Below are 21,107 nucleotides of genomic sequence, written 5' to 3' on the forward strand. Positions count from 1 at the left end.
ATCACCGGATGAGCGAGTACCGGATCAGCGAGGCGGCGCAGCTCCTGGGCGTCAGCGACGACACGGTGCGCCGGTGGGTCGACTCGGGTGCGCTCGCGGCACGGACGGACGACGCGGGCCGCAGCGTGGTCGGTGGGGCCGAGCTCGCCGCGCTGGCCGTCGAGCGGGCGCGTACCCCGGACGACCCGGACGCCGGCTCCAGCTCGGCGCGCAACCGGCTCACCGGGCTGGTCACCCGCATCCTGTCCGATCCTGTGATGTCCCAGGTCGAGCTGCAGGCGGGACCGTTCCGGCTGGTCTCGCTGATGTCCACCGAGGCGGTGCGCGAGCTGGGGCTGGAGGTCGGGTCCCGGGCGACCGCCGTGGTCAAGGCCACGACCGTGCTGGTCGAGACGCCACGATGAGACGACGCGCGCTCGCCTGCTCGGCGGCCGCGGCGCTCGTGCTCGGCGCGTGCTCGCCCGCCGCGGAGCCCGCGCCGATCCGGGTCACGGTCTTTGCCGCCGCTTCTCTGCAGGGCGCGTTCGACCAGCTCGCCGCCGAGCTGGAGCGGCGCGACCCGGGCGTCGCGGTGGATCCGGTGACCTACGACGGCTCGTCCACGCTGGCGACGCAGCTGGTCGGCGGCGCCTCGGCCGACGTGTTCGCGTCGGCCGACCTGGCGACGATGGCCACCGTCGTGGACGCGGGCCTGGCAGCCGGGGAGCCCACGGTCTTCGCGACGAACACGCTGCAGATCGTGGTCGCGCGGGGCAACCCGCTGGGGATCGGCTCGCTGGCCGACCTCGCGGCGGTGTCGGGAGCGGGCGCCGACGTGGTGCTCTGTGCGGTCGCCGTGCCCTGCGGTGCTGCCGCCCGAGCGCTCCTCGACGGGGCAGGGGTGGCGCTCACGCCGGTGAGCGAGGAGCAGAACGTCAAGGCCGTGCTCACCAAGGTGCAGACCGGCGACGCCGACGCGGGCCTGGTCTACCGGACGGACGTGCTCGCGGCGGGCGGGACCGTCGAGGGGGTCGAGCTGAGCGAGGCGGCGTCGGCGGTCAACGAGTACCCGATCGTCGTGCTCTCGGGCAGCGACGCGGCCCAGGCGTTCGTGGACCTGGTGCACTCCGACGGCGGCCGCCGGATCCTCGCCGACGCCGGCTTCGGGGTGCCGTGACAGCGGTCGTGAGCCCGGAGCGCGCCCCGGCGCGGGAGCGCGTCGTCGGTGTGCCCGGTGTGCTCTGGCTGCCCGCCGCGCTCGCGGCCGGGCTGCTGATCCTGCCCGTGGTGGCTCTCGTCGTGCGCGCCGACTGGGCGTCCCTGCCCGCGGACGTGACGACGCCGGCCGCGCTGGACGCCCTGCGGCTCTCCCTGTCGACGTCCGTCCTCGCGACGCTCGCGTGCCTGCTGCTCGGCGTACCGCTGGCCGTCGTCCTGGCCCGCGCCGACGGCTGGCCCGCCGACGTGCTCCGCGCCCTGGTCACGCTGCCCCTCGTGCTGCCCCCGACCGTCGGCGGCATCGCGCTGCTGTACCTGCTGGGCCGGCGCGGGCTCGTCGGGCGGTCGCTCGACGCGTGGTTCGGGCTGACCGTCCCGTTCACGACGACGGCCGTGGTGATCGCCCAGGCGTTCGTCGCCATGCCGTTCCTCGTCCTCGCGGTCGAGGGGGCGCTGCGCACGGCCGGTACCCGGTTCGACCTGGTCGCCGCGAGCCTGGGCGCCGGGCGCTGGACGGTCCTGCGCCGGATCACGCTGCCGCTGGTCCTGCCGGGTCTGGTGAGCGGCACGGTGCTGTGCTTCGCCCGCGCGCTGGGCGAGTTCGGCGCGACGGCCCTGTTCGCAGGCAGCTCCCCAGGGGTGACGCAGACCATGCCGCTGGCCATCTACGCGGCGTTCAACGGCGCCGGGGTGACCCAGGGGACGGCCGTCGCCCTGTCGCTGCTCCTGGTGGCGGCGGCGGTCGCCGTGCTGCTCGCCGCCCGCGCATGGCGTCCCGGACGCGCGGCATGACCTCGCTGCACGCCGAGGTGGTCGTGCGTCGCGGCGCGTTCACGCTCGACGTCACGCTCGCGGCGCACCCGGGGGAGCTGGTGGCGGTCCTCGGGCCCAACGGGGCGGGCAAGTCGACCCTGCTGGCGGTCCTCGCCGGCCACCTCGTGCCGTCCCACGGCGTGGTGCGCGTGGGGGAGCGGACCCTGACCGCCGTGCGCGACGGGCGGACGGAGGCGGCGGTCCGGCCCGAGCGCCGGTCGGTCGGGCTGCTCGGCCAGGACCCGCTGGTGTTCCCGCACCTGAGCGCGCGGGAGAACGTGGCGTTCGGGCCGCGGGCGTCCGGGATGCGTGCGGCCGGGGCTCGGCGTGCGGCGGACGGGTGGCTGGCGTCCGTGGGGCTCGGGGACCTGTCGGACCGCCGACCCGGTGCGCTGTCCGGCGGGCAGCGGCAGAGGGTCGCGCTCGCCCGGGCGCTGGCCGCGGAGCCGGCGGTGCTGCTGCTCGACGAGCCGTTCGCGCAGCTGGACGTGCGCACCGCAGCCGAGCTGCGCGAGCTGCTCCGCGAGCAGGTACGGCGCACCCGCACGGCCGCCGTCCTGGTCACGCACGACGTGCTCGACGCGGTCACCCTGGCCGATCGGGTGGTCGTCCTGCACGACGGGCTGGTGGTCGAGCACGGCCGTCCGCTGGACGTGCTGGCCGACCCGGTCCACCCGTTCACGGCCGCACTGGCCGGCGTCAACCTCGTCGCCGGGGTCCTGGTGGCCGCGCCGGACGGCTCGACCGCCCTCGCCGGACCCGGCGGCGTCCTGGTCCCGTGCCCGCCGCAGCGTCCGGGCGGCCGCGCCCAGGTGACGTTCCCCCCGTCGGCCGTCACGGTGGGCGAGGGCTGGCCCGCACGCGTCGTCGACCTCGAGCCCGGGACCACGGGCGTGCGCGTACGGACCACCGGGGACGTGCTGGTCGACCTGCCCCCCGCGCGGGCCGCCGCGCTGGGGTGCCGACCTGCGCCTGAGCGTTCCCGTCGAGCACGTCCGGGTGCGCCCGCTCGCCTGAATCTCACAGGCCGCCCACGTGGCCGGTGCGCGAAAAGAACCGTGCGCGCAACCGTCCGGGCAGGTCGGGCGAAACATCCGCTCCCTAGCGTCGTCGTCGACCAGCCCCCCTTGCCCCTGTCCTCCCGGAGGTCCCCATGGCGACACAGCTCGCGACCGACGCCGGCACCACACCCGTCCTCGACGCTGCACCGCTCGAGCACCGACCCGGCCGGTGGATCGACGGCTGGAACCCCGAGGACGGTGGCCAGTGGGCCGCCGCCGGACGGGCGATCGCCCGCCGCAACCTCGGCCTGTCGGTGTTCGCCGAGTTCCTCGGGTTCGCCGTCTGGGCGCTCTGGAGCATCGTCGTCCCGCAGCTGCCGGCGGCCGGCTTCGCCCTCACGGTGGACCAGATGTTCTGGCTCATCGCGCTGCCGTCCCTGGTGGGCGCGACGCTGCGGATCCCCTACACGTTCGCGGTGCCCCTGTTCGGCGGCCGCAACTGGACCATCGTGTCCGCCCTCCTGCTGCTGGTGCCCACGATCGGCCTCGCGATCGCCGTGCAGAACCCGCAGCTGGGCTTTCCCGCCCTGCTCGCGGTCGCCGCGCTCGCCGGCGTCGGTGGCGGCAACTTCGCCTCCTCGATGGCCAACATCTCGTTCTTCTACCCGGAGCGGGAGAAGGGCCGCGCGCTCGGCCTCAATGCGGCGGGCGGCAACCTCGGCACGGCGGCCGTGCAGTTCGCAGTCCCGCTCGTCATCGTCGGCGCCGCCGGCATGGAGCTCGAGCGCGCAGGCCTGATGTTCGTGCCGCTCGTCATCCTGTCCGCGGTGCTCGCGTGGCGCTACATGGACAACCTGTCCCACGCCAAGGCGGACCCGCGTTCCTACGGCGTCGCGGCGCACTCGCGGCACACCTGGATCATCTCGTTCATCTACATCGGCACCTTCGGCTCCTTCATCGGCTTCTCCGGCGCGTTCCCCACGCTGCTGAAGAACCAGTTCCCCGAGGTCACGATCTCGATCGCGTTCGCCGGCGCCCTGGTCGGGTCCATCGCCCGCCCGCTCGGCGGCATGCTCGCCGACAAGCTCGGGGGCGCTCGGGTGACCGTCGCCTCGTTCGCGGTGATGGGGACCGGCGTGGTCTGCGCGATCTTCGCCCTGCGCGCCCACGCGTTCGGACCGTTCCTCGCCTCGTTCCTGGTCCTGTTCGTCGCCACCGGAGCGGGTAACGGCTCGGTCTACCGGATGATCCCCGCGGTGTTCCGGTTCGGTGCCGGCGACGCCGAGGACCGCGCACGCCGCATCAAGGCCGCCGCCGGGTGCCTCGGCATCGCCGGCGCGGTGGGCGCGTTCGGCGGCTTCCTCATCCCGCGCGGGTTCGCCGTCTCCACGACCATGACCGGGAACATCCAGGCGGCCCTCTGGGTGATCGTCGGCCTGTACGTCGTCATGGGCATCACGACGTGGGCCGTGTACCAGCGCCGCACCGGCAGCTTCGGCGCGACGGTCATCTGATGTCGTCCCGGTCCGCGTCGGCAGACACGCACTGCCCGTACTGCGCGCTGCAGTGCGCCCAGACGCTGCACGCCTCGAGCGACGGCACCGTCGCCGCCGCGGGCCGGGACTTCCCCACCAACAAGGGCGGCATGTGCCAGAAGGGCTGGACGTCGCCCACGCTCCTGCGGCACTCCGACCGCCTGACCACGCCGCTCCTGCGCGGTGAGCCGGTCTCCTGGGACACCGCCCTCACGTTCGTCGCCACCCGGCTGGCCGCCCTGCGCGGTGCCCACGGCCCGGAGTCCGTCGCCGTGTTCGGCGGCGGCGGTCTGACCAACGAGAAGGCGTACGCGCTCGGCAAGTTCGCGCGGACCGTGCTGGCCACGCCGAACATCGACTACAACGGCCGGTTCTGCATGGCGAGCGCGGCAGCCGGAGCGAACCGGACGCTCGGGCTCGACCGCGGGCTGCCGTTCCCGCTGGCCGACCTCGGCAGCGCGCAGGCGGTCCTGCTGCTCGGTTCCAACCTCGCGGAGACCATGCCGCCGGCCGTCCAGCACCTCGCCGGCGTGCGGGAGCGTGGCGGCCTGATCGTGGTCGACCCGCGGCGCTCGGCGACCGCGGACCTGACCACCGACGAGCGCGGCCTGCACGTCCAGCCCGTCCCCGGCACCGACCTCGCGCTGCTGCTCGGGATCGCGCACATCATCTTGGCCGAGGGCCTCGCGGACCTCGCGTACCTCGACGCGCGGACCACGGGTCTCGACGACATCCGCAGGTCGCTGGCCCTCTGGTGGCCCGAGCGGACCGAGCAGGTGACCGGTGTCCCCGTCGCCTCGCTGCGGCGCACCGCGTTCCTGCTGGCCAACGCGTCCCCGTCCCGCGGCGGGACGGGTGCGTACGTCCTCACCGGGCGCGGGGTCGAGCAGAGCACGCAGGGCACCGACACCGTGACCGCGGCCATCACGCTCGCGCTCCTGCTCGGTCTGCCGGGTCGGGTCGGGTCGGGCTACGGCGCCATCACGGGTCAGGGCAACGGGCAGGGTGGCCGCGAGCACGGGCAGAAGGCGGACCAGCTGCCCGGCTACCGGTCGATCGAGGACGAGTCGGCACGCGCGCACGTCGCCGGCGTCTGGGGCGTGGACCCGGCGGACCTGCCGCGCACCGGGATGCCCGCGATCGAGCTGCTGCGGTCGCTCGGCACGCCCGGCGGTCCGCGCGCGCTGCTGGTGCACGGGTCGAACGTGCTGGTCAGCGCGCCGGACGCGGACCGCGTGCGGGAGCGGCTCGCCGCCCTCGACCTGCTGGTGGTGTGCGACTTCTTCCCGTCGGAGACCGCCCTCCTGGCCGACGTCGTGCTCCCCGTGACGCAGTGGGCGGAGGAGGAGGGCACGATGACGTCGCTCGAGGGACGCGTCATCCGGCGCCGTCGCGCTCTGCCGCCGCCGCCCGGGGTGCGCAGCGAGCTGGAGATCCTCGCCGACCTGGCGGAGCGCCTGGGCTCGACGGTCCGGTTCGACACGTCGCCCGCGCTGGTGTTCGACGAGCTCGCCCGGGCGTCCGCCGGTGGCCGCGCCGACTACAGCGGGCTCAGCCACGCGCGACTGGATGCCGAGGCGGACCTGTTCTGGCCGGTTCCTGCGGGGCCGACGCCGCACCCCGGCACCCCGCGGATGTTCCTCGACCGCTTCGCGACGCCCGACGGACGCGCCCGGCTGATCCCGGTGGACCACCGCGGGCCGTCGGACGACCTGCGCCGCGACGCACCCCTGTTCCTGGTGACCGGGCGGGTGCTCGCGCACTACCAGTCCGGTGCGCAGACGCGCCGGGTGCCCGAGCTCGTGCGCAGCGCACCCGCACCCTACGTCGAGATCCACCCGCTGCTGGCCGACCGGCTCGGCATCGCCGAGTCCGACCTCGTGCAGCTGGACACCGGACGCGGCCGCGGGGTGGTCCGTGCCCGGGTGACCGACGCGGTCCGCACCGACACCGTGTTCCTGCCGTTCCACTGGGCCGGCACCAGCAGCGCCAACCGGCTCACCACCGACGCCACCGACCCGGTCTCCGGGATGCCGGAGTTCAAGGTGTGCGCGGTGGACGTCCGGCGGTGGGAGGGGCCGGTCGAGGTGCTCGAGGACGAGTCGTTGCTGTTCGCGGGGGAGGCCGTCCGATGAGCTCCGGGAACCAGGTCCGCGTCGTCGTGGTCGGCCACGGCATGGTCGGCGCGCGGTTCGTCGACGACCTGCACCAGCGGGACCCGAGGGGCCGGTTCCGCACCACCGTGCTCGGGGACGAGGAGTACGAGCCGTACAACCGCGTGCTCCTGTCCGAGGTGGTCGCGGGCAAGCTGGACGTCGCCTCGATCACCCTCCCGCGCGGTGCGCACCGCACCGGTAGCGAGGTGCTGCCCGGCACCCGGGCGGTCACCGTCGACCGGGCCGCCGGCGTCGTGCACGACCACGCCGGCGGGCGGCACCCGTACGACGTCCTGGTGCTGGCCACCGGAGCACGGGCGCGCATCCCCGACCTGTTCGGCCCGCGCGACGGCGACGACCTCCCCGCCGGCGTGCACGCGCTGCGCACCCTCGACGACGCACGCGAGATCGTCGCGGCCACGGTGAACGCGCGCCGCGCCGTGGTGGTCGGCGGCGGGGTGCTCGGGCTCGAGGTGGCGTGCGGGCTCGCCCACCGCGGCGTGCCCGTGACGGTGGTGCACGGGGGGACGCACCTCATGGACCGGCAGCTCGACGGTGCCGCTGCCACGGTGACCACGGCGCGGCTGACCTCGCTGGGCATCGCGGTCCGGGTCGCCGCCCGCACCGAGGAGGCGCTGGTCAGCGACGGGCGCGTCAGAGGCGTGCGGCTCGAGGGCGGCGAGGAGCTGCCCGCCGACCTCCTCGTCCTGACCGCGGGGACGTCCCCGGAGGTCGGCCTCGCCCAGCGCGCCGGTCTCGACGTGGGTCGCGGCATCGTCGTCGGGCCGGACCTGTCCTCACCCGCCGACGCGCGCGTCTTCGCCATCGGCGACTGCGCCGAGCCCCCCGAGGGCGGCAGCGGGCTCATCGCGCAGGGCTGGGACCAGGCGCGACGCCTCGCGACGCTGCTCACCGAGCCGTCGGCCGCACGCGATGACGTCCCGCTGCCGACCGTGGGTACCGACGTGGTCAAGGTCAAGGGCGTGGGGCTCGACGTCGTCGCCATGGGGATCAGCGGTCCGGCGGTCGGCGGGCGGCGGGTCCGGCTCAGCGACCCCGAGGGGGGCCGGCACATCGAGGTCGTCGTCGCGGACGGCCGCGTCGTCGGCGCCACCTGCGTCGGCGCCGGACCCGTCGCGGCGGACCTGGTCGCGGCCTACACGCGCGGCACGCCGGCACCGGCCGACCCCGCGCACCTGCTCATGCGTCCGGTGGCGGGCACCGCCGTGCCGGCCGCGAGCCCGACGATGATGCCGGACCGCGCGGTCGTGTGCCGGTGCAACGGCGTCACCAAGGGCGACATCGTCGGCTGCTGGCGGCACGGGGCACGCAGCGTGGACGACGTCGCCGCCGCGACCCGAGCGACCACCGGCTGCGGCGGCTGCCAGGACGCGGTCTGCGGCATCGTCGACTGGCTGCGCCGCTCCGACCCGGACCAGCCGACCCCCGCCCCGGCCCCGTCGACCCCCACCCCCCGCGAACGCACCCCGGCCTCCACGCCCTGACCCCGTCAACCGGCCCCTGCCCGTCGACCTCGCCGAGAACAACCCGGCTGCCGTTCTGACCGCCCGGAGCGGCAGCCATGTTGTTCTGGGCGTGGGGCGTGGGGCGTGGGGCGTGGGGCGTGGGGCGTGGGGCGTGGGGCGTGGGCGGTGGGGCGTGGCCGGGTCAGGTGACCGTGACGCGGACCGTGTCGTAGCCCGTGGCGCCGTCCGGGATGACGCCCGCCTGCGCACCGGTCTGCGGGCCCTGCGGGTCCGAGGCGCGGACGAACAGCTGGTACTCGCCGGGCTCGGCGTCCCACGTCCAGGACCACTGCCGCCAGGAGTCGATGCCGCCGTCGTCCGCCAGCGTCGCGTCGTTCCAGCTGCCGTCGTCGACCCGCACCTGCACGCCGGTGACGCCTCGGTGCTGCGCCCACGCGGTGCCGGCGACGACCACCGACCCGGCGTCGACGGCTGCTCCGGGCCGGGGCACCTCGATGCGCGACTGGGTCTTGATCGGTCCCTCGGGGGACCAGCCGCGGTCCGTCCAGTAGGCGGTGGCGTCGGCGAACCGCGTGACGCGGAGCTCCGTCACCCACTTGGTCGCGGACACGTACCCGTACAGCCCCGGGACCACCATGCGCACGGGGAAGCCGTGCTCGACGGGCAGCGGCTCGCCGTCCATCGCGACGGCCAGCAGGGCGTCGCGGCCGTCGGTGAGGGCGGCCAGCGGCGTGGACGCCGTGAAACCGTCGACGCTGCGGGAGAGCACCATGTCCGCGTCGCCGGTGGGCCGGGCCCGTGCCAGCAGGTCCGCGATGGGCAGCCCGAGCCACTTCTGGTTGCCGATGAGGTCACCGCCGACCGGGTTGGAGACGCAGGCCAGGGTCACCCACGCCTCGACCAGGTCGCCCGCCAGCAGCTCGTCCCACGTGAGCGTGACCTCCTGCTCGACCATGCCGTGCACGCGCAGGCTCCAGGTGCTCGGGTCCACCTGCGGGACCACCAGCGCGGTGTCGATCCGGTAGAACTCGTCCGCGGGCGTCTGCCACGGTCCGACGCCGTCGACGCCGATGTCGACCCCCGCCGGGACGGGTGCCGCGGTGGTGGACGGCTGCGGGATGCGGATCGCCGCGCGCGCCGCCTGCGCCCCGCGCGCCCCCGACCCGATGGCCCGGCCCACCAGAACCCCGACCGCGCCGAGCACGCCGGCCACGGCGGTGGCCTGCAGGAAGGCCCTGCGCGCGACGCCCTCGGGTCGCGGTCGGGCCGGTGCACCCGGCAGCCGCCGGACCAGCTCGCGCAACGTCAGCAGACCGGCCACCGCCCCCACGATGGCGGGCGCCGCGGCGAGCGTCCCGGCGTCGGGACGGCCCATCGCGGCCAGCCCGGCGACGGCTCCGAGGACCACGACCAGCGTCGCCCCCCAGGCCCACCGCCGCGCCGCGAGCACCCCGGCCAACCCCGCGAGCGCCAGGAGGACGATCACCTCGCCGACGCCGAGCACCACCTTGTCCGCGGTGCCGAACGTCGACGCGGCGGCGTCCTTCAGCCACGCGGGCGTCGCGTCGACGAACGCACCGCCGACCGCGACGAGCGGGTCGGTGGTCGGCCCGGTGAGCAGTGCGACGAGCGAGCCCACCCCGATCGTCACCACCCCGGCGGCCACGCCGGCGAGCGCGGCAAGAGCGGTGTCTCGACGTCCAGCCATCTGCTGCCTGCCTCCTCGGTGGCCGTGCACCCCGGCCTGCACAGACTCTGCCCCGCTCAGCGCCGGATGTCGTCACCCATGGTGCCTGCGCAGCCTGTGCGCCACACGGGGTTAGAGGGCCGGGGAGCCCAGCGTGGCGGGGACGTGCGCGCCGTGGCCCTGCGCGACCAGGGCATCCCGCACCCGTGCGGCGGCCGCGTCCAGCTCCGCCGCGGGCACGTCGTGGCGGGCGTTGCGGAACGACAGGCTGGCCTCGTCCCACGCGGGCAGCACGTGCAGATGCAGGTGGTCGACCTCGAAGCCGGCGACGAGAAGTGCGGCGCGCGGCGCGGACCAGGCGACCTGCTGCGCGGCGCCGATCGCCTTGGCGACGAGCATCAGGTGCGCGAGCACGTCGTCGGGCGCCTCGGTGAGCTGCACGATCTCGTCGCGCGGCACCACGAGCACGTGCCCGTCGGTGATCGGGGCGATGGTGCCGAACGCGACGGCGACGTCGTCGGCCCACACGAACCGGCCAGGGATGTCGCCGGCGATGATCTGGGTGAACACGGTGGTCATGGCGACCACGCTAGTCACGCGCGCTCGCGGGCGAGCCGCTGCAGGGCGAGCACGGTGTTCCAGTTGCGGGCCGTCCCGGAGCGCCCGGTCGCCTTCTCGAGCACGGGGAGCGTCAGCTTCGAGCGGCCGATGCCGTCCGGGTAGCAGGCATACGTCTCGTCGCCGGCGAACGCGACCTTCTCGTTGCCGTAGGGCGCCGGGTCGAACGAGGTGTCCTTCGGAGTGCCGTCCCAGCAGTAGAGGACCAGGTGGGAGGGGTCGGACGCGACCTCGTCGGGGAACGGGACGCGGGCCACGATCGCGTCCCACTGCGGCAGCGTCCGCGTGAGGACGGGGACGTCGAAGCCGAGCTCCGCACCGAGCGCCGCCGACAGCCCGGCGCCGACGTCGGACGCCTTGCCGGCAGGGACCAGGACGAGGTTCCCGCTGTTCACGTACGTGGTGACCGCGGTGTGCCCGAGGCCTTCGGCGGCCGCGCGCAGCTGCGCGGCCTTGATGGTCCGGCCGCCCACGTTGGCGGCCCGCAGCAGGGCGATGACGGGACTCATGACGCCACTCTCACACTCGGGACCAACGTCATGTGCGCGAAAGGTTCCCGAGAGGTAACGGAGGGATGCGACCGATGGAAACAACCGGTTCCTACCGTTGCAGGTGCCCCACCCCCCCAGCGCGACGGAGCACCCCATGAACCAGCACCTCGTCGTCGTCGGCGGCGGCATGGTCGCCCAGCGGCTGGTCGAGGCGATGCGCGACCGGGACACCGCCGGCGCGTGGCGCATCACGGTCCTGGCCGAGGAGCCGCGCCGCCCCTACGACCGGGTCGCGCTGACCAGCTACTTCTCGGGGCGCGACGCCGACGACCTGGCGCTCGGCGACCCGGAGCTCTGGGACGACCCGCTGGTGACGCTCGTCCGCGACGACGCGGTCACGCACGTCGACCGCGACGCGAAGACGGTGACCACCGCCCACGGCCGCACCGAGCACTACGACCACCTCGTCCTGGCCACGGGCTCGTCGGCGTGGGTGCCGCCGATCGAGGGCGCGGACCTGCCGGGCGTCTTCGTCTACCGCACGGTCGACGACGTCGCGGAGCTCCGGGGCTACGTCGAGAAGCTCGCCGAGGACCGCGTGGTCAAGGGGGTCGTCCTCGGTGGCGGCCTGCTCGGGCTCGAGGCGGCGGGGGCGCTCCAGGCGCTGGGTGCTCGGACCACCGTGCTGCAGGTGGGCACGCACCTCATGTCGGCGCAGGTGGACCTGGGCGGTGGCGAGGCCCTGCGCCGGCTCATCAACCAGCTCGGCGTCGGCGTCCGGCTCAACGCCATGACCACCCGCATCCGGCCGCACCGCCGCGGCGGGGTGGGTCGCCTGGACCTCGCCGACGGGGGCCGCGTCGACGCCGACGTCGTCGTGGTCGCCGCCGGGGTGCGTCCGCGCGACGAGCTCGGCCGGGCCTCCGGCCTCGCGATCGGCGAACGCGGCGGCGTGGTGGTCGACGACACCTGCCTGACCAGCGACCCGGCGGTCTCCGCAGTCGGCGAGGTCGCGTGCATCCAGGGGGCGACGATCGGCCTGGTCGCACCGGGCTACGCGATGGCGGAGATCACCGCGGACCGGCTGCTCGGTGGCGCGTCCACGTTCCCCGGCGCCGACACGGCGACCAAGCTCAAGCTCTCGGGCGTCGACGTCGCCAGCTTCGGCGACGCGTTCGGTCAGACCCCCGGCGCCCTGGAGATCGTCTGGGCCGACCCCGTGGGCGGCGTCTACAAGAAGCTCGTCATGTCCGACGACGCCCGCACCCTGCTCGGCGGCGTGCTCGTCGGCGACGCCAGCGCGTACGCGAGCCTGCGACCGATGCTGGGCCGCGAGCTGCCGGGCGACCCGGCCGCGTTCCTGCTGCCCGAGGGCGGCGGAGCGCCGGAGCTCGAGCTGCCCGACGACGCCGGCGTGTGCTCGTGCAACAACGTCTCGGCCGGCACCATCCGCGGCGCGGTGACCGAGCACGGCTGCACCGACCTCGGCGCGGTCAAGGCGTGCACCCGCGCCGGCACCAGCTGCGGCTCGTGCCTCCCGCTGGTCAAGAAGCTGGTCACCACCGAGCTGCAGAAGCAGGGCATCACCGTCAGCACCGCCCTGTGCGAGCACTTCGGCCTGTCCCGCGCGCAGCTCTACGACGCTGTGCGGGTCTCGGGTGCGGCGTCGTTCACGCAGATCATCGAGCGGTTCGGCACCGGTGGCCGCGGCTGCGACATCTGCCGCCCGACGGTCGCGTCCATCCTGGCGACGACGTCCCCGGCGCACGTCCTCGAGGGCGAGCGGGCCACGCTGCAGGACACCAACGACCACGTCATGGCGAACCTGCAGAAGGACGGCTCCTACTCGGTGGTCCCGCGCATCGCCGGCGGCGAGGTGACGCCCGAGGGCCTGATCGCGATCGGGGAGGTGGCCAAGGACTTCGGTCTGTACACCAAGATCACGGGCGGCCAGCGGATCGACATGTTCGGCGCCCGCATCGACCAGCTGCCGCTCATCTGGCAGCGCCTGGTCGACGCCGGGTTCGAGTCCGGCCACGCGTACGGGAAGTCGCTGCGCACGGTGAAGTCCTGCGTCGGCTCGACCTGGTGCCGGTTCGGGGTGCAGGACTCGGTGGCGCTCGCGGTCATGCTCGAGCTGCGGTACCGCGGCCTGCGCTCACCGCACAAGATCAAGCTCGGCGTCTCCGGCTGCGCGCGCGAGTGCGCGGAGGCCCGCGGCAAGGACGTCGGCGTCATCGCCACGGACAAGGGCTGGAACGTCTACGTGGGGGGCAACGGCGGCTTCACCCCGCGGCACGCGCAGCTGCTCGCCGAGGACCTGGACACCGAGACCCTGGTCCGCACCATCGACCGGTTCCTCCTCTACTACGTGCGCACCGCGGACCGCCTGCAGCGCACGGCGCCGTGGATCGAGGACGTCGAGGGCGGGCTGGAGGGTGTGCGCGCGGTCGTCATGGACGACTCGCTGGGCATCGCGGCCGACCTGGACGAGCAGATGGCCCTGCACGTCGTCGAGTACGAGGACGAGTGGAAGGCCACGCTGGAGGACCCCGAGAAGCTGCGCCGGTTCGCGTCCTTCGTGAACGCCCCCGACACGCCGGACCCCTCGCTGGCGTACGTGCCGGAGCGCGGCCAGTCGCGTCCCGCCACGACGCAGGAGCGCGCGGCCGCGCTGCGCGGCGAACCCGTCCTCGTCGCCGGAACCACCCTGGAGGTGCGCTCATGACCGCGCTCGAGACGACGGTGTGGACCACGGTCTGCCGGCTCGACGACCTCGCTCCGGAACGCGGGGCCGCGGCGCTCCTCGGCGCCGACCAGGTCGCTCTGTTCCGGCTCCTGGACGGCCGCGTCCTGGCGGTCCAGCAGCACGACCCGTTCAGCGACGCCCACGTCCTGTCGCGGGGGATCGTCGGCTCCCGCCAGGTGGACGGGGCCGACGTGCCGACCGTCGCGTCCCCGATGTACAAGCAGGTGTTCGACCTGACCACCGGCCGCTGCCTCGACGTGGCGGGCAAGACGCCCGCGCGAGACCTGGCCCCCGACCTGCGCACCTGGCCCGTCCGGGTCCGCGACGGGCTCGTGGAGGTGGGCTCGTGACCACGATGCTCGGGCTGCAGCTCACCGGCCGCCGGGTTCTCGTCGTGGGCGGTGGCCCGGTGGCCGCGCGCCGCGTGCAGTCGCTGCTCGCCGACGCCGCCCAGGTGGTGGTGGTCGCTCCGCAGCTGTGCGAGGTCCTGTTCGACCTGCACCGCTGGGGCCTGATCGAGTGGCGTGCCCGCGAGGTCGTCGAGGACGACCTCGACGGTGCCTGGCTGGTGCACACGGCCACGGGCGACCGCAGCACCGACACCGCGGTCGTCGCCTGGTCGGCGGACCGCCAGACGTTCTGCGTGGACGCGGGTGACGGCACGTCCGGGTCGGCGCGCACCCCCGCCACCACGCAGCAGGGCGACGTGCTGGTCGGCGTCGTCTCCAGCGGCGCACCCGACCCGCGGCGCACGCTCGCCGTGCGGGAGGCGATCGCGTCGCAGCTGCGCGAGGGCGGCATCGACCTGCGCCGGCGGCGCAGCCACGAGGGCCGGGTCGTGCTCGTCGGCGGCGGACCGGGCGACATCGGCCTGCTCACGCTGGCCGGCCGGCGTGCGCTGGCCGAGGCGGACGTCGTGGTGACCGACCGGCTCGGGCCGGTGGCGGTGCTCGACGAGCTGGCGCCCGGCGTCGAGGTCATCGACGTGGGCAAGACCCCGGGTCACCACCCGGTCCCGCAGCACGAGATCGGCCGGATCCTGGTGGAGCAGGCCCAGCGGGGCCGGGTCGTCGTGCGCCTCAAGGGCGGCGACCCGTTCGTGTACGGCCGGGGCGGCGAGGAGGTCCTGGCCTGCCGCGAGGCCGGCGTCGCCGTCGCGGTGATCCCCGGGGTGAGCAGCGCGTTCGCTGCGCCGGCGGCCGCGGGGATCCCGCTGACCCACCGCGGCACGGTGGGCGCGGTGCACGTGATGAACGGGCACGACGGGTGGTCGTCGGCGGCCCTCACCGGGCTGCGCGACGGCTCCTGCACGGTCGTGGTGCTCATGGGCGTGAGCGCGCTGGCCGCACTGACCACCGAGGCTCTCGCCGCCGGTGCGGACCCTGCCACGCCCGTCGCGCTCGTCGAGGAGGGGACCCTGCCCGGTCAGCGCGTCACCCGCGCACGGCTCGACGACGTGGTGGACGTCGCCGCCGCGGCCGGCGTCCGCGCACCCGCCGTGATCGTCCTGGGCGCGGTCGCCGCGGAGGGCCTGCTCGAGCCGTCCCTCATCGAAGGTGGTGACGCTCCAGCCCACACGACCGTCACAATGACCACGTGAGCGAACCCATCGACCAGACCCTCGCGGGCCTCGTCGTGCTCGTCACCGCCGACCGCCGCTCGGCCGAGCTTGCTGCGGCGCTGGGCCGCCGCGGGGCCGTCGTCCGGCACGCGCCCGCGCTCAGCATGGTCCCGCACACCGACGACGCCCGGCTGCTCGAGGGCACGCGCTCCCTGCTGGCCGACCCGCCGGACACCGTGGTGGTCACCACCGGCATCGGGTTCCGCGGCTGGATCGAGGCCGCGGACGCCGCCGGCCTGGACGAGCCCTTCGTGGAGATGCTCAAGGGCACCCGGATCGTCGCCCGCGGCCCCAAGGCGCGCGGTGCCATCCAGGCGGCCGGGCTCACGGCCGACTGGGTGGCCGAGTCGGAGACCAGCGCCGAGATCGCCGAGGTGCTCCTCGACGAGGGCGTGGCCGGCCGCGACATCGCGGTGCAGCACCACGGAGCCGGTGCGGACGGGCTGGACGAGGCGTTCGCCGCGGCGGGTGCCCGGGTGCGCAGCCTGGTCGTCTACCGCTGGGGCCCGCCGCCCGACCCGAACGCGGTCGCCCTCTCGGTGCGCGCGGTCGCGGCGGGGGAGATCGACGCGGTCGTCTTCACGTCCGCACCGGGGGCGCACGCGTGGCTGGAGGCGGCCGACGAGGCCGGAGTCACCGACGCGATCGTCGCGCTCGCACGGCGCGGGAGCGTGGTGATGGCCGCCGTCGGGCCGATCACCGCCAAGCCGCTGCAGGAGCGCGGCATCGAGCCGCTGATGCCCGACCGCGGGCGCCTCGGGTCCCTGGTGCGCGCGCTCGTCGGCCACTACGGCGGGCTGCAGGCGCTGCAGACGGTCGCCGGCCCGCTCCAGGTGCACCGGGGGACCGCGGTGCTCGACGGCCACGTGCTGGCGCTCACGCCCACCGGCCTGGAGGTCCTGCGCCTGCTGGCGGCCGCGGAGGGCTCGGTCGTCCTGCGCGACCAGGTGCTCGGCGTGCTGCCCGGCGACTCGCGCGACCCGCACGCCGCCGAGGTCGCCATCGCGCGCCTCCGGGAGGCCACCGGCAGCAAGGAGCTGATCCGCACGGTGGTCAAGAGGGGATACCGTCTCCAGCTGGAGGAGGCGGGATGACCAACGCACTGCACGCGCACGGCCCGGCGACCGACCGCAGCGACGCCGAAGGGCCCGTCCTCGTCGGCTGCTCGCACGGCACGGACGACGTCGCGGGCCGCGCGGCCGTCCGCTCGATCCTCACCGGCGTCGCCGCCGTCCGTCCCGGGCTCGACGTGCGCGAGGCGTTCGTCGACGTGCAGGAGCCGGAGGTCGCGGACGTCGTCGCGTACGCCCTGGAGAACGACGCCCCCGGTGCGGTCGTCGTCCCGCTGCTGCTGTCGGTCGGCTTCCACGTGAAGGTCGACATCGCCGCGGCGGTCGACCAGCCCGGAGCCACCGCCGCGTCACCGCTGGGCCCCGACCCGCGGCTCGTCGACATCCTGGTGGACCGCCTGGAGGCGGCCGGGCTCGCACCCGACGACTCGGTCGTGCTGGCCGCGGCCGGCTCGACGGACCCCGCAGCCGCGCTCGCGGTGGAGTCGGTGGCCGCCGGCCTGGCGGACCGGCTCGAGCAGCCGGTCACCCTCGGCTACGGGGCCGGCGCGGAGCCTCGCGTCCCCGCGGCCGTCGCGACGGCCCGCGCGGACCTGCCCCCGGGTGGGCGCGTCGTGGTCGCGTCGTACCTGCTGGCGCCGGGCTACTTCTACGACCGCGTGCGTGAGTCAGGTGCGGACGTGGTGTCCGCGCCCCTCGCGCCCGACGGTCGCCTGGTGGACATCGTGCTCGACCGGTACGACGCCGCCACCTGAGACGCGGGTTGCCCCGAATCGCTCCGTACCTCTAGGAACGAGGGATGCCCACAGCCGTGCGTGCCCTGTCGTCCGCCCTCGCCGTGCTCGCGCTGGCCGCGTGCACCTCGCCGACGACCGACGACGCGGCGATGCCCACGCGCACGGCCCCTGCCCCGACGGGCATCTCCGCGTCCCTGACCCCCGCCGACACGCCGCCGTGCCTGCCCGCCGGAACCGCCACGGTCACCACCGGCCCGGCGGACGCCCCCACGCTCGTGTCGTTCACCGGGTCGGGGTCGAACGCTGTGCTGCTCGCCCCGCAGAACCAGGGCGACGCCTGCCAGTGGGCCGACGAGCTGGCGCGGCTGGCGGGGGAGGGCTACCTGGTCGCGTCGTTCGGCTGGTCCGCGGACGGGGAGAGGTCGTTCCTCGGCGCGGTCGACGTCCTGCGCAGCCTGGGGGCCACGGGCGTCGCCCTCGTCGGCGCCTCGAAGGGCGGCACGTACGCGGCGGCGCTCGCCGACGAGCTCGCCCCCGTGGCGGTCGTCGTGCTCGGCCCGCCCGCCGCCTTCGACGGCCAGGACGCGCAGTCGGCGTCGAGCAGCTATGCCGGTCCGCTCCTGGTCATCGCGTCCACCGACGACTCGAGCGTCGGCGTCGACTCGTCCCGGGACGTGTCCCGCGCCGACGACCCGAGCACGTTCCTCGAGCTGCCCGGCAGCGCGCACGGCGTGGCCCTGCTCGACTCCGAGCACCGCGCGCAGGTGCAGCAGGCGATCGACGACACGCTCGCCGCCGGGTTCGGCGCCTGACAGCCCGAAGGCGTGCGGCCCCGTGGGGTCGCACGCCTTCGGCATCCGCTGCGCGAGCGGTCAGGCGAACCTGCGCCGGGCCAGCGTGGCCAGGCCGATCCCGGCGGCGAAGAGCACGACCGCGAGGACGAGGCGGCCGATCACGCTGGCACCCGCCCGGTCGACGCCGGCGATGTCGATCGAGTACGCCGTGAACCCCGCCGCACCGTCGGGTGCGCCGTAGGCCATGCCCTCGGCCGCGGCCCGGTCGGCCTCGGCGCTCAGCACGGCGTACCGCACCCCGAAGTCCTTCGCGGTGCTCTGGCCGTTGACGACGACCTGCGAGGTGCCCTCGTCGGACAGCCGCTGCGTGCCGTCGACCAGCTTCGGCGCCCCGTCGGCGGCCGTCGTGAGGCCGTCGGACAGCTGCGTCGAGCCGGCGGCGGCGTCCTGCAGCCCCGAGGCGAGACGCTCGGACCCGGCAGCCGCGGAGGCGATGCCCGCGGCGAGCTTCGACGAGCCCGACGCCGCGGTCCCGATGCCCTGCGAGAGCGTGGTGGAGCCGGCGGCCGCGGTGCTGACGCCGTCCGACAGCTTCGTGGACCCGGCGGCCGCGGAGCTGAGGCCGCCGGACAACGTCGTGGAACCGGCGGCGGCGCCCTGGATGCCCGTGGAGAGCGTGCCTGCGCCGGCACGCAGCTGCTGCGCCCCGGTGCCGAGCTGGCCCAGGCCGGAGACCAGCGTCGACCCACCGACGGAGAGCTGCGCGGTACCGGCCTGCAGCGAGTGGACACCGCCACGCAGAGATCCGTCGGCCTTGAGGTCGTCGTCGTCGCCGACTCCGGCCTGGACCTTGGCCGTCACGCCGCTGACGAGCGCGGTGACGCCGCCGTCGATCTGCGCGAGACCCTCGAGCAGACCGGGCTTGGCCGGGTCGCACACACCGGGCAGCGAGCCGTTGCTCAGCCCGCACTCGATCTTGGTGAGTCCCGGTCCCGCGATGTTGGCCAGGCGGCCCTGCAGGTAGGTGAGCCCCTGCTGGAGCGTCGGGTCAGCGGACGGCGCCGCGCCGTAGAACGCCGCGACCGTCGGGTTGCCCAGGTTGGCCGGATCGGCCAGGTCGGCGCGTCCCGCCTGGAGCTGCGCGATGAGCCCGTCGAGGACAGCCTGCTCGAAGGGGTCGGTCGTCGCCGTGAGCGGCGGCCGGATGCCGCCGGAGGAGGCGTAGCAGGGGTCGGCGCCCGGCGCCGCGCCGTGTCGCAGGTGACCGAGCACCGAGACCGCGCAGCCGAGCTTCTGGTAGGCGCCGGGAGCGGCCGGGTCGGTGTTGTAGACGCCCAGCGCCATGGTGGCCAGAGCCGTGGGCGCCGCAGTGCCGACCTGCTGGCGCAGCTGGTCCGCACCGGCGAGGAGCGTGTCGGGTGTGGTCGTGGACCCGATGCCTGCCCGGAGCTGGGTGATCCCGGCGTGCAGGGCCGCCACCCCCGGGTCGTCCTTGAGTGCCCCGATGTTGTCGTACAGCTGCTCCAGCCCGGCGTCCACGAGCGCGAGCCCGGCGTCCACCTGGGTGAGACCGTCGATGAGCGCCGGTGCCTTCGCGCTCGCCTGGGCCAGACCGTCGTCGAGCTTCGCAGCTCCGAGGGCCAGGGCTGCGGCTCCCGGTGCCGCCGACCCGTTCAGGCCCGCGGCAAGTTGGGCCGCGCCGGGGGCGAGCTGGTTGTTGAGCCCCGCGGCGAGCTGCGCCGCACCGGGGACGAGCTGGGTGTTCAAGCCGGACGCCAGCTGCGCGGCACCCGAGGCGGCCTTGCCGCTCAGACCGGCGGCCAGCTCGTTGATGCCGGGCAGCGCCCGGTCGTTCAGGCCGGCCGCGAGCTCCGCCGCACCCGGCGCAGCCGTGTCGTTGAGCCCGCTCTCCAGCTTGGCGGCACCGTCGCGCAGCTGGAGCAGACCGGCCAGCAGCTGGGCCGCGCCGTCGTGCAGCTGCAGGACGGAGTCGTCGAGCTTCAGGCCTGCTCCCGTGAGGTCGACGCCCTTCTGCGCGCCGGCCTGGTAGCTGGCCGCGCCGCCCTTGAACGACGGGTAGGAGAGGGGAGAGACGGCCATCGACGTGAGCGTCGCCTTGGGGATGACCGCGCCCCGGACCTGGGCGGTATAGCCGAACTCGGCGGTCTCGGAGCCGATCGGCGGGAACAGGGTCATCTGGAACTGCATGCGAGTGCCACCGCGTCCGTCACCGGCGATGCCGGCCTCGGCGGACTGCACGTCCGTGAACGAGGACGGCAGGACCGTGACCAGCTGGCCGATCATGGGGATGACGGTCTCCGCAGACGCGGTGGCCTGGGTGCCGGTGCCGTCGTCGTAGGTGACGTCCTGCGTCGCGCCGGTCACGTTGGTGACCTTGTAGCGCACGCCGAGGACACCGGACTTGCCGACCACGGCGCCGGGCTGGACGGTCTCGCCGTCGAACGTGTAGGTGACCTCGACGGTGAGCGGCAGCTCCTTGTCGTAGGTGCTCAGCGACCGCTCCCGGCGCTCGCCGTCGACGGTGAGCGTGCTGACCTGCTTGCCGTCGACGACCTTCTGGCCGCCGAACCCGTCGAGGTTGCGCAGGCCCTTGGTGGAGACCGGGTTCTCGATCGTGGCGGTGCCGGAGCCGGTCAGGGTGAGCTGCTCGTAGACGCGGGCGCTCTGGAACGCGCCGCTGGCGGACAGGCGGGCCTGGACGGTCTCGGTGTTGGTCACGGCGACGTCGCCGGAGTCCGTGGCGGCCAGTGCGGGGGAGCCCGCGGCGCTGACGAGCAGGGGGATCAGGACGACGGCTGCGGCCGCCGTGGTGGTCGTGCGTCGCACGTCAGGCCTCCGGCTGGGGGTCGAAAGGACGGGTGGCAGGCAGGCCGCGGCGCGCAGGGGGCGCCTCGGCGGCGTGGGCGCCGACGGGCTCGCCCGGGTCGGCGGCGTACGCCGTCCCGGCGGCGCGCTCCTCCTCGCGGTCGCGCACGACGACCGCACCCAGCAGGGACGTCGCGACGAAGCCGGCGCCTGCGGCGACCAGGATCGAGGTCGCGGTGGCGGCGGACGAGGTGACGAACGACGACGGGTCGGCGGTGTAGGCGGCCTCGTAGGCACCTGCCATCGCGGCGGCACCGAGCAGGGT

The 21,107-nt window shown here is 75.0% G+C and carries 16 protein-coding genes and 2 pseudogenes; 13 read left to right on the top strand and 5 right to left on the bottom strand.

What is annotated here, in order from left to right:
• The first annotated feature begins 8 nt into the window (after nt 1-8).
• The 7 genes and pseudogenes from RYN42_RS08650 to RYN42_RS08680 all read left to right on the top strand — a co-directional run bounded on the left by RYN42_RS08650 (nt 9) and on the right by RYN42_RS08680 (nt 8,207).
• Nucleotides 9-404 (top strand): helix-turn-helix transcriptional regulator, encoded by a 396-nt coding sequence (locus tag RYN42_RS08650; RefSeq protein ID WP_315095364.1) that lies wholly within the window; start codon nt 9-11, stop codon nt 402-404.
• Entirely contained in the window at nt 401-1,156 is a 756-nt protein-coding gene (modA, locus tag RYN42_RS08655) for a molybdate ABC transporter substrate-binding protein (RefSeq protein ID WP_315095365.1), read from the top strand. The genes RYN42_RS08650 and modA overlap by 4 nt, the downstream gene beginning before the upstream one ends.
• Complete coding sequence (locus RYN42_RS08660; protein ID WP_315095366.1) at nt 1,153-1,989, top strand: ABC transporter permease; 837 nt, start codon at nt 1,153-1,155, stop codon at nt 1,987-1,989. The genes modA and RYN42_RS08660 overlap by 4 nt, the downstream gene beginning before the upstream one ends.
• Nucleotides 1,986-2,429, top strand: a pseudogene (locus RYN42_RS08665) (ATP-binding cassette domain-containing protein); the annotation flags it as partial. The gene RYN42_RS08660 and the pseudogene RYN42_RS08665, both read left to right, overlap by 4 nt.
• 734 nt (nt 2,430-3,163) lie before the next feature.
• Nucleotides 3,164-4,525: a nitrate/nitrite transporter gene (locus RYN42_RS08670; RefSeq protein ID WP_315095367.1), complete on the top strand. Its 1,362-nt coding sequence runs from the start codon at nt 3,164-3,166 to the stop codon at nt 4,523-4,525.
• A complete protein-coding gene (locus RYN42_RS08675; RefSeq protein WP_315095368.1) occupies nt 4,525-6,681 on the top strand; it encodes a molybdopterin oxidoreductase family protein in 2,157 nt (718 codons plus the stop codon). Before RYN42_RS08670 ends, RYN42_RS08675 begins: the two co-directional genes overlap by 1 nt.
• Nucleotides 6,678-8,207 (top strand): FAD-dependent oxidoreductase, encoded by a 1,530-nt coding sequence (locus tag RYN42_RS08680; protein WP_315095369.1) that lies wholly within the window; start codon nt 6,678-6,680, stop codon nt 8,205-8,207. Before RYN42_RS08675 ends, RYN42_RS08680 begins: the two co-directional genes overlap by 4 nt.
• A gap of 163 nt (nt 8,208-8,370) precedes the next feature.
• On the opposite strand, the gene RYN42_RS08685 is transcribed toward RYN42_RS08680, so the two are convergent.
• The 3 genes from RYN42_RS08685 to RYN42_RS08695 form a co-directional block, all read right to left on the bottom strand.
• Nucleotides 8,371-9,897: a molybdopterin-dependent oxidoreductase gene (locus RYN42_RS08685; protein ID WP_315095370.1), complete on the bottom strand. Its 1,527-nt coding sequence runs from the start codon at nt 9,895-9,897 to the stop codon at nt 8,371-8,373.
• Between the two features lie 111 nt (nt 9,898-10,008).
• The gene (locus RYN42_RS08690; protein ID WP_315095371.1) at nt 10,009-10,455 is read right to left on the bottom strand and encodes an HIT family protein; all 447 of its coding nucleotides are present in this window, start codon (nt 10,453-10,455) and stop codon (nt 10,009-10,011) included.
• A 14-nt stretch (nt 10,456-10,469) separates the two neighbouring features.
• Nucleotides 10,470-11,003 carry a DUF1697 domain-containing protein gene (locus RYN42_RS08695; RefSeq protein ID WP_315095372.1) on the bottom strand — a complete coding sequence of 178 codons (534 nt, stop codon included), beginning with the start codon at nt 11,001-11,003 and terminating at the stop codon, nt 10,470-10,472.
• Between the two features lie 136 nt (nt 11,004-11,139).
• On the opposite strand from RYN42_RS08695, the gene nirB reads away from it, so the two are divergent.
• Genes nirB through RYN42_RS08725 form a run of 6 tightly spaced genes read left to right on the top strand, consistent with a single transcriptional unit; the run spans nt 11,140 to nt 17,974 of the window.
• Nucleotides 11,140-13,713, top strand: a complete 2,574-nt coding sequence (gene nirB / locus RYN42_RS08700) for a nitrite reductase large subunit NirB (protein ID WP_315095373.1) — start codon at nt 11,140-11,142, stop codon at nt 13,711-13,713.
• A complete protein-coding gene (gene nirD, locus RYN42_RS08705) occupies nt 13,710-14,084 on the top strand; it encodes a nitrite reductase small subunit NirD (protein ID WP_315095374.1) in 375 nt (124 codons plus the stop codon). Before nirB ends, nirD begins: the two co-directional genes overlap by 4 nt.
• A complete protein-coding gene (gene cobA / locus RYN42_RS08710) occupies nt 14,081-15,334 on the top strand; it encodes a uroporphyrinogen-III C-methyltransferase (RefSeq protein ID WP_315095376.1) in 1,254 nt (417 codons plus the stop codon). The genes nirD and cobA overlap by 4 nt, the downstream gene beginning before the upstream one ends.
• Nucleotides 15,331-16,449, top strand: a complete 1,119-nt coding sequence (locus tag RYN42_RS08715; protein ID WP_315095377.1) for a uroporphyrinogen-III synthase — start codon at nt 15,331-15,333, stop codon at nt 16,447-16,449. Before cobA ends, RYN42_RS08715 begins: the two co-directional genes overlap by 4 nt.
• Nucleotides 16,446-17,180 (top strand): sirohydrochlorin chelatase, encoded by a 735-nt coding sequence (locus RYN42_RS08720; protein WP_315095378.1) that lies wholly within the window; start codon nt 16,446-16,448, stop codon nt 17,178-17,180. Before RYN42_RS08715 ends, RYN42_RS08720 begins: the two co-directional genes overlap by 4 nt.
• Nucleotides 17,181-17,224: 44 nt before the next feature.
• Nucleotides 17,225-17,974 (top strand): hypothetical protein, encoded by a 750-nt coding sequence (locus RYN42_RS08725; protein WP_315095379.1) that lies wholly within the window; start codon nt 17,225-17,227, stop codon nt 17,972-17,974.
• Between the two features lie 60 nt (nt 17,975-18,034).
• Here the strand turns inward: RYN42_RS08725 and RYN42_RS08730 are convergent, their stop codons facing one another.
• Together RYN42_RS08730 and RYN42_RS08735 are read right to left on the bottom strand one after the other, a co-directional pair.
• Complete coding sequence (locus RYN42_RS08730; protein WP_315095380.1) at nt 18,035-20,803, bottom strand: hypothetical protein; 2,769 nt, start codon at nt 20,801-20,803, stop codon at nt 18,035-18,037.
• 1 nt (nt 20,804) lies between these two features.
• Nucleotides 20,805-21,107: pseudogene (locus RYN42_RS08735) on the bottom strand (hypothetical protein); the annotation flags it as partial.

It is taken from the genome of uncultured Cellulomonas sp. (assembly GCF_963527515.1).
Classification (GTDB): domain Bacteria; phylum Actinomycetota; class Actinomycetes; order Actinomycetales; family Cellulomonadaceae; genus Cellulomonas.

Bases quoted from the DNA above. Each gene is read 5' to 3' on its own strand.
- RYN42_RS08650 (WP_315095364.1), top strand. From the start codon at position 9: ATGAGCGAGTACCGGATCAGCGAGGCGGCGCAGCTCCTGGGCGTCAGC.
- modA (WP_315095365.1), top strand. From the start codon at position 401: ATGAGACGACGCGCGCTCGCCTGCTCGGCGGCCGCGGCGCTCGTGCTC.
- RYN42_RS08670 (WP_315095367.1), top strand. From the start codon at position 3,164: ATGGCGACACAGCTCGCGACCGACGCCGGCACCACACCCGTCCTCGAC.
- RYN42_RS08675 (WP_315095368.1), top strand. From the start codon at position 4,525: ATGTCGTCCCGGTCCGCGTCGGCAGACACGCACTGCCCGTACTGCGCG.
- RYN42_RS08680 (WP_315095369.1), top strand. From the start codon at position 6,678: ATGAGCTCCGGGAACCAGGTCCGCGTCGTCGTGGTCGGCCACGGCATG.
- RYN42_RS08685 (WP_315095370.1), bottom strand. From the start codon at position 9,897: ATGGCTGGACGTCGAGACACCGCTCTTGCCGCGCTCGCCGGCGTGGCC.
- RYN42_RS08690 (WP_315095371.1), bottom strand. From the start codon at position 10,455: ATGACCACCGTGTTCACCCAGATCATCGCCGGCGACATCCCTGGCCGG.
- RYN42_RS08695 (WP_315095372.1), bottom strand. From the start codon at position 11,003: ATGAGTCCCGTCATCGCCCTGCTGCGGGCCGCCAACGTGGGCGGCCGG.
- nirB (WP_315095373.1), top strand. From the start codon at position 11,140: ATGAACCAGCACCTCGTCGTCGTCGGCGGCGGCATGGTCGCCCAGCGG.
- nirD (WP_315095374.1), top strand. From the start codon at position 13,710: ATGACCGCGCTCGAGACGACGGTGTGGACCACGGTCTGCCGGCTCGAC.
- RYN42_RS08720 (WP_315095378.1), top strand. From the start codon at position 16,446: ATGACCAACGCACTGCACGCGCACGGCCCGGCGACCGACCGCAGCGAC.
- RYN42_RS08725 (WP_315095379.1), top strand. From the start codon at position 17,225: ATGCCCACAGCCGTGCGTGCCCTGTCGTCCGCCCTCGCCGTGCTCGCG.